The sequence below is a fragment of the Variovorax sp. P1_H12_2 genome (assembly GCF_056405335.1).
Map to the genome: position 1 here is coordinate 1 of NZ_JBFUCI010000211.1, position 10,690 is coordinate 10,690.

Genomic DNA, 10,690 nt, shown 5'->3' on the forward strand with positions numbered 1-10,690 from the left:
TGTAGGCCTTGAGCATCTTGTTCTCGAAGTTCTGGCTGTCGACCACCGCCTTGGCGACGTCGTAGAAGCTGATCACGCCCATCAGCATGCGCTTGTCCATCACGGGCATGTAGCGCGCGTGGCGCTCGAGCATGATGCGGCGGATCTCGTCGAGGTCGGTTTCGAGGGTGCAGGTCACGGGATGGTCGTCCATCGCCTTGCGCACCAGGGTTCCGCCGACCTGGCCGCCGTTGGCGACGATGGCGACGATCACTTCGCGGAAGGTGAGCATGCCGACCAGGTCGCCGTGCTCCATGACCACCAGCGAGCCGATGTCCTTGTCGGCCATGACGTCGACCGCGCTAGCCAGGGGCTCGTCGGGCGTGACCGTGAAGAGCGTGTTGCCCTTCACTCGCAGGATGTCGCTGACTTTCATGTAATTGCTCCTCACTTGCTCGGCGGCGTGCCGATTTGAATATAGCCCACAATGGCCGCCCGTCCACCGACCCCGCGATTTCGCCGTGCAGGATGCACGCGTAACGGGGCATTGCAGAAACGATCTCGAAAGGCGCTCATGTCCGGCTACTCCGACCCCGGCTTCGACACGCTGGCATTGCATGCCGGCGCCGCACCCGACCCCGCCACCGGCGCGCGGGCGGTGCCGATCCATCTCACCACCTCCTTCGTCTTCGAATCCAGCGACCATGCCGCGGCGCTGTTCAACCTCGAGCGCGCCGGCCACGTCTACTCGCGCATCAGCAACCCGACCAACGCCGTGCTCGAGCAGCGCGTGGCGGCGCTTGAAGGCGGCATCGGCGCGATCGCCACCGCCAGCGGCCAGGCGGCACTGCACCTGTCGATCGCGACGCTGATGGGTGCCGGCTCGCACATCGTCGCCAGCACCGCGCTGTACGGCGGCTCGCAGAACCTGCTGCACTACACGATGCGCCGCTTCGGCATCGACACCACCTTCGTGAAGCCGGGCGACCTCGACGGCTGGCGCGCCGCGATCCGGCCCGAGACCAAGCTGCTGTTCGGCGAGACCGTGGGCAACCCGGGACTCGACGTGCTCGACATTCCCGCGGTCAGCGAGATCGCGCACGCGGCCAAGGTGCCGCTTCTGGTCGATTCCACGCTGACCTCGCCCTACCTGATCAAGCCCTTCGACTGGGGCGCCGACCTGGTCTATCACTCGGCTACCAAGTTCCTCTCGGGCCACGGCACCGTGATCGGCGGCGTGGTGGTCGACGGCGGCAGCTTCGACTGGGAACGCTCGGGCAAGTTTGCCGAACTGACCCAGGCCTACGACGGCTTCCACAACATGGTCTTCAGCGAGGAGAGCACGGTCGGCGCCTTCCTGCTGCGCGCACGCCGCGAGGGCCTGCGCGACTTCGGCGCCTCGATGAGCCCGCACACGGCCTGGCTGATCCTGCAGGGCATCGAGACGCTGCCGCTGCGCATGGAGCGCCACATCGACAACACGCAGAAGGTGGTGGAGTTCCTGGCTTCGCATCCCTTCGTGTCGCACGTGGGGCATCCGCTGCTCGAATCGCACCCCAGCCATGCGCTGGCCAACAAGCTGCTGCGCCATGGCGCCAAGGGCGCCGGTGCGGTGTTCAGCTTCGACCTCAAGGGCAACCGCGAGCAGGGCAAGAAGTTCATCGAGGCGCTCAAGCTGTTCAGCCACCTGGCCAACGTGGGCGATTGCCGCAGCCTGGTGATCCATCCCGCGAGCACCACGCATTTCCGCATGAGCGACGAGGCGCTGGCGGGTGCCGGGATCTCGCAGGGCACCATCAGGCTGTCGATCGGGCTCGAAGACCCGGCCGACCTGATCGACGACCTCAAGCGCGCGCTGAAGAGCGCGGAAAAGGCAGGTGCGTGACATGAACCCCCACGCTCATCATTTCATGTATTCACTGCCCCCCGAGGGGGCGCACGCCGCCCTTGGGGCGGCCCGGCGGGAGGCGTGATGGAGTTTCTCGTCAACGGCCACGCCACCTACTGCTACACCGGCGGCAAGCTGCTCGACCCCGCCAAGCCGACCGTGGTCTTCATCCACGGCGTGCTCAACGACCACAGCGTCTGGATCCTGCAGAGCCGCTGGTTCGCCAACCACGGCTGGAACGTGCTTGCGGTCGACCTACCGGGCCACTGCCGCAGCGAGGGCCCGCCGCCCGCCACGGTCGAGGACGCCGCGGCCTTCGTGGTCGAGCTGCTCGATGCGGCCGGCGTCGCCAAGGCGGCGCTGGTCGGCCACAGCTTCGGCTCGCTGATCGCACTCGAGACCGCCGCCCGCGCGCCGGAACGCGTCTCGCACCTGGCGCTGGTCGGCACCGCMTATCCGATGACCGTGTCGCCGGCGCTGCTGGACGGCGCGCTCAACGATCCGCAGCGCGCGATCGCGATGGTCAACACCTTCTCGCATTCGATGCTGGCGCCGCCGCTCGGTCCGGGCGCCTGGCTCTACGGCAGTTCGCGGGCCCTGATGCGCCGCGTGCTGGCGAGCAACCCGGACGCCAATGTGTTCCACATCGGCTTCAAGGCCTGCAACGACTACGCCAACGGCGAACAGGCGCTGGCGAAGCTGAAGTGCCCGGTGCTGTTCCTGCTCGGCGAGGCCGACCAGATGACGCCGCCGCGTGCGGCCCGCACGCTCGCCCAAAAGGCGCCGGGCGCCAAGGTCGTCACCGTCAAGGCCGGTCACGCGCTGATGGGCGAGGCGCCCGACGAGGTGCTGTTCGCGCTGCGCGATTTCCTGGTCTGAGCGGCGTCAGCGCAGCGCGTTGATGTCGGTCATCTCGACCAGCGGGCTCGGCGCGCCGCGCTTGGCGGCGAGCAGCATGGCGCGCCCGACCTGCTCGCTGGTCGTGACCCGATTCGGCGCCCAGAGGCGAACCAAGCCGAACAACGGGTTCGCGATCACATAGGCCCATCGGTACAGCGCGGTCTTGGAACGCACGCCGTGCATCGGCTGGATCATGCCCGGGCGGAACATGTAGGCGGCCTTGAACGGCAGCCGCATCAGCGCGTTCTCGGTCGCGCCCTTGACGCGGGCCCACATGCGAGGCCCGCGCTCCGTGCTGTCGGTGCCGGCGCCTGTCACGTAGACGAAGGTCATCTGCGGATTGAGCCGGGCAAGGGTGCGCGCCGCCCCGAGCGTCAGGTCGTAAGTCACTCGCTTATAGTCGTCTTCGCTCATCCCGACCGAGGAAACGCCGAGGCAGAAGAAGCAGGCATCGAAGCCGGACAGCTCGGCTTCCACCGACGAAAGCTGGCCCGGATCGGGCACCACCAGGTCGCGCAGCTTGGGGTGCGTCTCGCCGCTCGGGCGTCGGCCGACGCACACGACGTCGGTCACGTCGCGGTCCAGCAGGCATTCGCGCAGCACGCCCTGCCCGACCATGCCGGTTGCGCCGAAGAGAAGGACTTTCATCGGCGGCCCGGGCTCAGGCGGTCAGKCGACCGAAAAGGTCCGCGGCTCGCGCTGGAGCGCGCCGAGCAGGGTCGCCACCTCGGGCGCCGATGCCTGGGCCGGCTGCAGCGCATCGAGCAGGCGCGCCAGGGTTTCGGCGTGGGGCAGCAAGGGCCCGATGAAGCGGGTTCCGGCATCGCTGGCGATCAGAAGCGTCGGAAAGGTCTCGACGTCGAAATCGTCCGCGATGTCCGCGTGGTCCTCGATGTCGACCCAGGCGAAGCGGAACTGCGGATGGGCGCGCGCCACTTGTTCGAACAGCGGACGGTACTCGCGGCAGGCACCGCACCATTCGGCGCACAGGCAGACGACCCAGAGACGGTCGTCGACAGCGGAGACGGAAAAGTCGGTCACGGCAGGGTCGGGAAATGGAGGGGTGGCGGAGAATCCGGCGCCATTATCGATTCGCCAGCAGATCCTGCAGCCGCAGGCTGTCCAATGGGCCTTGGTGCCACAGGCTGCGCAGCGGCGGCGCCTGCGGCATCAGCAGCTCCCGCAGCAGCGGCTCGAGCGAGTCGGCGGGGTCGGCCAGCAGCACGAAGCGCGGGTCGTCGTTGTCGCGCTCCTCGGCCAGCGGCGCAATCCAGTCGAGCGCCACCAGGGTCTCGAGCACCGGCGCGAGCTGCAGCGCATCGACCCTCATGCGGGCCACCAGTTCGGCCGCGCCCAGGCCGCTGGCGGGCGTGGACTTGGCGGCGTGGAGGTACTGCAGCACCTCGGCCGCGAGCTGCAGCGGCCAGCCGGCGGCGCCTCCGCGCCGCGCCACCCCGGTCAGCAGGCTGGGCAGGTAGGCCGCGATCACGGCGCCGAACAACACGATGACCCAGGCCACGTAGATCCACACCAGCAGGATCGGCACGGTCGCGAAGGCCCCGTACAGCACCGAATAGGTCGGCACCAGGCTCAGGTAGTAGGCCAGCACGCGCTTCGCGGCCTCGATCGCGACTGCGACGAAAACGCCCCCGGCCCAGGCGTGCGACCACCTGACGTGGGTGTTCGGCACAAAGCGGTAGAGCGCCGCCATGCCGCCGGCCAGCAGCACGAATTCGAAGGTGTCGAACAGCAGCTTGACGATCGCGCCGCCCACCACCTCGCGCGAGGCCGAGAAAAAGGCCGCCGTGGTGCTCAGGCTCAGCGCCAGCACCGGTGGCCCGAGCGTGATCACAGCCCAGTAGATCAGCACCCGCTGGGCCAGCGGCCTCGGCTTGCGCACCCGCCAGATGTTGTTGAGCGTCTTGTCCATCGTGAGGATCAGCGCCACCGCGGTCACCAGCAGCACCACCAGCCCGGCCACGCCCAGGCCGCTGGCCTTGCTCGCGAACTGGTTCAGGTAGCCCAGCACCTGGCGCGCGATGTTGTCCGGGATCAGGCTGTCGATCAGCCAGCGCTGGACCCGGCCCTGCATCGTGCTGAACATCGGGAACACCGTGAACAGCGCCGCCGCCACGGTGAAGAAGGGCACCAACGCGATGGTGGTGGTGAAGGTCAGGCTGCTGGCCGTCAGGCCCAGGCGGTCTTCGCGAAAACGCTCGCCCAGCACGGCGGCGGTGTTGCCCCAGGGAAAGCGCGAAAGATCCCTCCAGAGTTGCCGGCGATTCATGGCCGGTATCATGCCACCGGGTCCTCCGCCGCTCCGGCGCAACCCGTTCGAACTGACCTGCCGTGACCGCGTCCCACCTCCCTCCCGCCTCCGTTTCCGCCACCCGCTGGCTCGCCGTCGGCAGCCTCGTCGGGCTGATCGTGCTCGGACTCGCCTGGGAGCTATGGCTGGCACCGCTGCGCCCGGGGGGATCCTGGCTGGCGCTCAAGGTGCTGCCGCTGGTGGTGCCGCTGGCTGGCCTGCTCAAGAACCGCATGTATACCTATCGCTGGGTCAGCCTGATGGTCTGGCTCTATTTCACCGAAGGCGTGGTGCGCGCCTGGAGCGACACCAACGGTGTCGGCCAGGTGCTGGCGCTGATCCAGGTCCTGTTGTGCCTGGCGCTTTTCACGGCCTGCGCCTGGCATGTGCGGCTGCGGCTGCGCAACGCCGCCCAGGCACGCAAACTCGAAGGGGCGACGCCATGAGCGTTTTGCTGGACAGGCTTCGCTCGATCGTCGGCGCGGCGAATGTGCTGACCGAAGGCGACCTCAGCGCCTGGGAGCAGGACTGGCGCAAGCGCTCGCGCGGCAAGGCGCTGGCGGTGGTGCGCCCGGGCAACACCCTGCAGGTGGCCGAGGTGGTCAAGGCCTGCGCCGCGGCCGGCACCACGCTGGTCCCACAGGGCGGCAACACCGGCCTCGCGGTCGGCTCGATTCCGGACGAGAGCGGCACCCAGGTGCTGTTGAGCCTGCAGCGTCTGAACCAGATCCGCAACATCGACGCCGCCAACCTCACGATGACGGTCGAAGCCGGCTGCGTGCTGCAGACCTTGCAGGAAGCGGCGCGCAACGCCGGCTTCCTGTTCCCCCTGAGCCTGGCGGCCGAAGGCAGCTGCACGATCGGCGGCAACCTGGCGACCAACGCCGGCGGCACCCAGGTCGTGCGCTACGGCAACACGCGCGACCTCTGCCTCGGGCTCGAGGTCGTGACGCCGCAAGGTGCGGTCTGGGAAGGCACCAGCGGCCTGCGCAAGGACAACACCGGCTACGACCTGCGCGACCTGATGATCGGCAGCGAGGGCACGCTGGGCATCATCACTGCCGCGACCATGAAGCTGTATCCGCTGCCGGCCGCCCAGCTCACGGCCTGGGCGGCAGTGCCTTCGCTCGACCATGCGGTCAGGCTGCTCGGCCTGGCGCACCAGCGGCTCGGCCCCGGCCTGACCGGTTTCGAAGTGATGGGCCGTTTCGCGCTGAGCCTGGTCGCCAAGCACTTCCCCGCCCTGCGCGTGCCGTTCATCGACGATGCGGCCGTGCCCTATTGCGTGCTGCTCGAGAACTCCGACAGCGAGTCCGAGGACCATGCCCGCGCGCGCTTCGAGGCGCTGCTCGAAACGGCATTCGAGGACGGCTGCGTGACCGACGCGGTGGTCGCCGAAAACCTCACACAGGCACACCAGCTCTGGCACATCCGCGAGAGCATCCCGCTGGCGCAGGCCGAGGAAGGCCTGAACATCAAGCACGACATCTCGATCGCGGTGTCGCGCATCCCGGCCTTCGTGGCCGAGACCGACGCGCTGCTGGCGCGCGAGATCCCGGGCGTGCGGCTGGTGAACTTCGGCCATCTCGGCGACGGCAACCTGCACTACAACGTGCAGGCGCCGGAGGGCGGCGACAACAAGGCCTTCCTGCGCGACCACGAGGACCGCATCAACACCCTGGTCTACGACGCGGTCGAGGCCTTCGAAGGCTCGTTCTCGGCCGAGCATGGCGTCGGCTCGCTCAAGGTCGACAAGCTCGAGAAGCACAAGTCGCCGGTGGCGCTCGAGATGATGCGCGCCATCAAGCGCGGGCTCGATCCGCAGAACATCCTGAATCCGGGCCGGGTGATCCGGCTGGAGACCCCTCAACAATGAACCGCCCCATCCGCTCCCAATACGAAGACTTCATGCGCCGCGTCGACAGCACCGGCGTGCAAAAGGGCGACCGCACCGGCACCGGCACCAAGAGCGTGTTCGGCTACCAGATGCGCTTCGACCTGAACGAAGGCTTCCCGCTGGTCACCACCAAGAAGGTGCACCTGAAGTCCATCATCCAGGAACTGCTGTGGTTCCTGACCGGTTCCAGCAACAACAACTGGCTCAAGGAGCGCGGCGTCACGATCTGGGACGAATGGGCGCGCGAGGATGGCGACCTCGGCCCGGTCTATGGCGTGCAATGGCGCAGCTGGCCGACACCTGACGGCGGCCACGTCGACCAGATCCAGCAGGTGATCGACACGCTGCGCAGCAACCCCGATTCGCGCCGCATCATCGTCAGCGCCTGGAACGTGGCCGAACTGTCGAAGATGGCGCTGATGCCCTGCCATGCCTTCTTCCAGTTCTACGTCGCGCCGCCGCAGGCGCCGGGCGAGCGTGGCAAGCTGAGCTGCCAGCTCTACCAGCGCAGCGCCGACATCTTCCTCGGCGTGCCCTTCAACATCGCGAGCTATGCGCTGCTCACGCACATGGTGGCGCAGCAATGCGACCTGGACGTCGGCGACTTCATCTGGACCGGCGGCGACTGCCACATCTACAGCAACCACGCCGAGCAGGTGGCGCTGCAGCTGAGCCGCCAGCCGCTGCCCTACCCGACGCTCCAGATCAAGCGCAGGCCGGCCTCGATCTTCGACTACCAGTACGAGGACTTCGAAGTGGTCGGCTACGAGCACCATCCCGCCATCAAGGCGCCCGTGGCGGTCTGAACGCGATGCGCATCAACCTGATCCTCGCGCGCGCCGCCAACGGCGTGATCGGACTCGACGGTGTCATGCCCTGGCACCTGCCCGAAGACATGGCGCATTTCAAGCGCCAGACCGCGGGCGCGCCCGTGATCATGGGCCGCAAGACCTGGGACTCGATCCCGCCGCGCTTCCGGCCGCTCGCCGGCCGCCGCAACATCGTGGTCACGCGCAATGCCGAGTGGCAGGCCGAAGGCGCAGAGCGGGCGGGCAGCCTCGAGGAGGCGATCGCCCTGTGCGAGCGCGGGCAGGCCACCGAGGCCTGGGTGATGGGCGGCGCGCAGATCTATGCCGAGGCCGAGCCGCTGGCCCAGCGCGTGGTGCTGACCGAGATCGACCGCGACTACGAGGGCGACGCCTGGGCGCCTGAATTCGGCGCCGGCTGGCAGCAGACGGCGCGCGAATCGCATGTCGCGGCCAACGGGTTGCCGTTCAGCTTCGTGACGCTCGAGCGAGGCTGAATCGCCTCTGTGGACGGGCAGACGGCCCAGACGGCCGATTCTGCTCGACGTTCGACGGCTTCTGCCGCTGCACTTACGGTACATCGTAGGGTAGGACAGACCCACCGCTCGACGACCCTGCCGCCGGTCCCGCGCATCACGCCTCGCACCGAGGCGGTCTGACAGCGTCGGCGCGGCGCACGCGCTCGCCACGGGCGGCCTCGTCGTGCACACCTCCCGCCCCCTTGCGCCCGGTCCTGGCCGACCTGCGCCCCATGCTCCAAAACCCTGATTGATTTAATTATTGATGTTATTACGATAACCGCCTCGATCCACGCTTCCTCCTCCATGTCCTCCGCCCCCACCATCGCCGACATCGCCCGCTCCGCCGGTGTGGGTACGGCCACGGTCGACCGGGTGCTCAACCGCCGTCCGGGCGTCAATGCCGAGACCGTCCAGCGGGTGATGCAGGTGGTCGAGGAACTGGGGGCCCCGCAGCAGCCGGGCCGGCCTCGCCGAGGCGCGAACGCGCGCTTCGCCTTTGTGCTTCCCGCCGATGCCTCGCCCTTCCTCGACCTGGTCGAGCGGCAGATCGCGCAGGCCGCCGGCGATTTCCGGCACGCCCACATCACCGAGATCACGCACCGCCTGGACGCCACCGACCCGGCGCGCTTCGCCGAGGAGCTCGCGCAGGTGAGCGACTGCGAAGGCATCGCCTTGCTGGCGCCCGACCTGCCGCCGATCAAGCGCGCCATCAACGAACTGGTGCGCACGGGAGTCCACGTCGTGACCCTGTTCTCCGACGTCGCGGGCTCCATGCGCGAGATCTGCATCGGCGCCGACAACCGCGCCGCCGGCCGCACCGCCGGCCTGCTGCTGGGACGGATGGCCAACGACAGCCGGCGCGACATCCTGCTGCTGTCGTCGCAGGCGACGCGGCTGTCGGCCGAGATCGAGCGCCGCATCGGCTTCGCCCACGTCATCGAGGAGCGCTTCCCCCGATTGCGCATGGTGCGCACGCCGGACCTGCCGGCCGATGACGACGGCGCCTGCCGCGCACTGCTCGATGCACTGAAGAACGGCATCGACCCGGCGCGCGTGGCCGGCATCTACAACGTGGGCTCGGGCAGCGCCGGCGTGGCGCGCGCACTGGCCGAGTCCGGGCTGGCACCCCACGCCGGCGTGGCGGCGCACGACTTCACCGACGAGAACGCCTCGCTGCTGAGCGCCAATGCCCTCTCCTACGTCCTGCACCAGGACATCCATTACTGCGTGTTGACGGCGGCGCGTGTCCTGCGCGCGCTGTGCGAGAACGTCCGCGGCGCACTCAACGTGGTGCAGCCGCGCATCGAGATCCTGACGGCCGAGAACCTTCACTGAGCGGACGCCGGGTATGTGCCCCTGATCCCAAACCTTTTGGAGACAGCTCATGAAATCGATGTCGAAGATGCTCCCGGGGGTGATCGCCCTCGCCGCAGCCACCGTGCTCAGCCTGACCAGCGCCGACGTGCGCGCGCAGGACAAGACCATCACCCTGTGCTGGGCTGCCTGGGACCCGGCCAACGCGCTGGTCGAACTCTCGAAGGACTTCACCACCAAGACCGGCATCAAGATGAAGTTCGAGTTCGTGCCGTGGACCAGCTTTGCCGACCGCATGCTCAACGAGCTCAACTCCAAGGGCAAGCTGTGCGACCTGATCATCGGCGACAGCCAGTGGATCGGCGGCGCGGCCGAGCAGGGCCAGTACGTCAAGCTCAACGAGTTCTTCAGCAAGGAAGGCATCAAGATGACGGACTTCGCGCCCGCCACCGTGGTGGGCTACGCCGAGTGGCCGAAGAACACGCCCAACTATTGGGCCCTGCCGGCGATGGCCGACGCGGTCGGCTGGACCTACCGCAAGGACTGGTTCGCGAAGCCCGAATTGCAGGCCGAATTCAAGAGCAAGTACAACCGCGACCTGGCGCCGCCGAAGACCTGGGCCCAATTCAAGGAGGTGGCCGAGTTCTTCCAGGGCCGCATGATCGACGGCAAGAAGGTCTACGGCGCCTACCTGTTCACCGAGCGCGGCTCCGAAGGCATCACGATGGGCGTGACCAACGTGCTCTATCCGATGGGCTTCAAGTACGAGGACCCGAAGAAGCCGTATGCCATGGACGGCTTCGTGAACTCGCCCGACGCGGTGCGCGGCCTCGAGTTCTACAAGGCGCTCTACAAGGGCAGCACGCCGCCCGGCCTGACCAATGCCTACATGACCGAAGGGCTCGATGCCTTCAAGTCGGGCCAGGTCGCGATGATGATGAACTGGTTCGCCTTCTTCCCGGGCCTCTACAAGGACCCGAACGTCGGCGGCGACAAGATCGGCTTCTTCGTCAATCCGTCGGACAAGGCCAAGGGCGTGCAACTCGGCGGCCAGGGCATCTCGGTGGTCTCCTATTC

At 67.9% G+C, this 10,690-nt stretch carries 12 protein-coding genes; 8 read left to right on the forward strand and 4 right to left on the reverse strand.

What is annotated here, in order from left to right:
- Nucleotides 1–415, reverse strand: a 415-nt coding sequence (locus AC1D2K_RS20215) for a CBS domain-containing protein (protein WP_478090612.1), incomplete at its 3' end; no start/stop codon positions are given.
- Between the two features lie 138 nt (nt 416–553).
- On the opposite strand from AC1D2K_RS20215, the gene AC1D2K_RS20220 reads away from it, so the two are divergent.
- Nucleotides 554–1,864 carry an O-acetylhomoserine aminocarboxypropyltransferase gene (locus AC1D2K_RS20220; RefSeq protein WP_478090613.1) on the forward strand — a complete coding sequence of 437 codons (1,311 nt, stop codon included), beginning with the start codon at nt 554–556 and terminating at the stop codon, nt 1,862–1,864.
- Between the two features lie 87 nt (nt 1,865–1,951).
- Entirely contained in the window at nt 1,952–2,746 is a 795-nt protein-coding gene (locus AC1D2K_RS20225) for an alpha/beta fold hydrolase (protein WP_478090614.1), read from the forward strand.
- Nucleotides 2,747–2,752: 6 nt separating this feature from the next.
- Here the strand turns inward: AC1D2K_RS20225 and AC1D2K_RS20230 are convergent, their stop codons facing one another.
- From AC1D2K_RS20230 to AC1D2K_RS20240, 3 genes are read right to left on the reverse strand one after another with little or no spacing between them, the layout of a single operon-like run.
- The gene (locus AC1D2K_RS20230; protein ID WP_478090615.1) at nt 2,753–3,415 is read right to left on the reverse strand and encodes an NAD-dependent epimerase/dehydratase family protein; all 663 of its coding nucleotides are present in this window, start codon (nt 3,413–3,415) and stop codon (nt 2,753–2,755) included.
- Nucleotides 3,416–3,436: 21 nt separating this feature from the next.
- The gene (locus AC1D2K_RS20235) at nt 3,437–3,808 is read right to left on the reverse strand and encodes a thioredoxin family protein (RefSeq protein WP_478090616.1); all 372 of its coding nucleotides are present in this window, start codon (nt 3,806–3,808) and stop codon (nt 3,437–3,439) included.
- A gap of 43 nt (nt 3,809–3,851) precedes the next feature.
- On the reverse strand, nt 3,852–5,066 hold the full coding sequence (locus AC1D2K_RS20240) for a YihY family inner membrane protein (protein ID WP_478090617.1): 1,215 nt from the start codon (nt 5,064–5,066) through the stop codon (nt 3,852–3,854).
- 50 nt (nt 5,067–5,116) lie between these two features.
- On the opposite strand from AC1D2K_RS20240, the gene AC1D2K_RS20245 reads away from it, so the two are divergent.
- The 6 genes from AC1D2K_RS20245 to AC1D2K_RS20270 all read left to right on the forward strand — a co-directional run.
- Nucleotides 5,117–5,521 (forward strand): DUF2069 domain-containing protein, encoded by a 405-nt coding sequence (locus AC1D2K_RS20245; RefSeq protein WP_478090618.1) that lies wholly within the window; start codon nt 5,117–5,119, stop codon nt 5,519–5,521.
- Complete coding sequence (locus AC1D2K_RS20250; RefSeq protein ID WP_478090619.1) at nt 5,518–6,951, forward strand: FAD-binding oxidoreductase; 1,434 nt, start codon at nt 5,518–5,520, stop codon at nt 6,949–6,951. Before AC1D2K_RS20245 ends, AC1D2K_RS20250 begins: the two co-directional genes overlap by 4 nt.
- Nucleotides 6,948–7,778, forward strand: coding sequence for a thymidylate synthase (locus AC1D2K_RS20255; RefSeq protein ID WP_478090620.1), 831 nt, complete (start codon nt 6,948–6,950; stop codon nt 7,776–7,778). Before AC1D2K_RS20250 ends, AC1D2K_RS20255 begins: the two co-directional genes overlap by 4 nt.
- Nucleotides 7,779–7,783: 5 nt before the next feature.
- Nucleotides 7,784–8,275 (forward strand): dihydrofolate reductase, encoded by a 492-nt coding sequence (locus AC1D2K_RS20260; protein ID WP_478090621.1) that lies wholly within the window; start codon nt 7,784–7,786, stop codon nt 8,273–8,275.
- Between the two features lie 327 nt (nt 8,276–8,602).
- A complete protein-coding gene (locus tag AC1D2K_RS20265) occupies nt 8,603–9,634 on the forward strand; it encodes a LacI family DNA-binding transcriptional regulator (protein ID WP_478090622.1) in 1,032 nt (343 codons plus the stop codon).
- A 58-nt stretch (nt 9,635–9,692) separates the two neighbouring features.
- On the forward strand, nt 9,693–10,690 hold a 998-nt coding region (locus AC1D2K_RS20270; RefSeq protein WP_478090623.1), incomplete at its 3' end, for an ABC transporter substrate-binding protein.

Excerpts from the sequence above, each read along its gene's own strand:
- AC1D2K_RS20220 (WP_478090613.1), top strand. The coding sequence starts at position 554 with ATGTCCGGCTACTCCGACCCCGGCTTCGACACGCTGGCATTGCATGCC.
- AC1D2K_RS20230 (WP_478090615.1), bottom strand. The coding sequence starts at position 3,415 with ATGAAAGTCCTTCTCTTCGGCGCAACCGGCATGGTCGGGCAGGGCGTG.
- AC1D2K_RS20240 (WP_478090617.1), bottom strand. The coding sequence starts at position 5,066 with ATGATACCGGCCATGAATCGCCGGCAACTCTGGAGGGATCTTTCGCGC.
- AC1D2K_RS20250 (WP_478090619.1), top strand. The coding sequence starts at position 5,518 with ATGAGCGTTTTGCTGGACAGGCTTCGCTCGATCGTCGGCGCGGCGAAT.
- AC1D2K_RS20255 (WP_478090620.1), top strand. The coding sequence starts at position 6,948 with ATGAACCGCCCCATCCGCTCCCAATACGAAGACTTCATGCGCCGCGTC.
- AC1D2K_RS20260 (WP_478090621.1), top strand. The coding sequence starts at position 7,784 with ATGCGCATCAACCTGATCCTCGCGCGCGCCGCCAACGGCGTGATCGGA.
- AC1D2K_RS20265 (WP_478090622.1), top strand. The coding sequence starts at position 8,603 with ATGTCCTCCGCCCCCACCATCGCCGACATCGCCCGCTCCGCCGGTGTG.